Here is a 424-nt window from a genome sequence, read left to right as displayed (position 1 = left end):
ACTCGCCGCCTCGCAATACGTTGGCGATGCGATATTCGGGATTCTCCTTGCGGAAGCCCTAGATGCTCTTGCCGACCTGGGCCGGGTTCTCCAGCCGGTAGGCACGCACGCCGAACTGCCGATAGCCGGTGAGAGCGCCGCCTTCGAGGTCCTTGACGCCGAAGTCTAGCTCATACTTCTTCGCGGCGGCCTGGGCGTCGATGCCCCACCAGCGCGGCAGATATTTGCATATCAGCATGATGCCGACGGTCCCCCAGATATAGGTGATGCCGTAGGACAGCGCGATCAGGCCGGTCGCTTCCTCGGGCTTCATCCCCTCGGGCAGCTTGACGACACACGACGTGATCGCCTGCTCGGCCGAACCGATCGCGGCAGACATGGTCTGCGAACCCGCAAGCATGCCGCCCGCAGCGCCCGTCGGAAG

At 64.2% G+C, this 424-nt stretch carries 1 protein-coding gene; it reads right to left on the bottom strand.

All coding sequences use genetic code 11. The features are described from left to right. Nucleotides 1-58: 58 nt before the first annotated feature. The coding region (locus CVM73_RS38880) for an aspartate-alanine antiporter-like transporter (RefSeq protein WP_488226285.1) at nucleotides 59-424 on the bottom strand (366 nt) is incomplete at its 5' end.

Source organism: Bradyrhizobium forestalis, assembly GCF_002795245.1.
Taxonomy (GTDB): Bacteria; Pseudomonadota; Alphaproteobacteria; order Rhizobiales; family Xanthobacteraceae; genus Bradyrhizobium; species Bradyrhizobium forestalis.
This window is presented reverse-complemented; position numbering and strand designations above follow the sequence as displayed.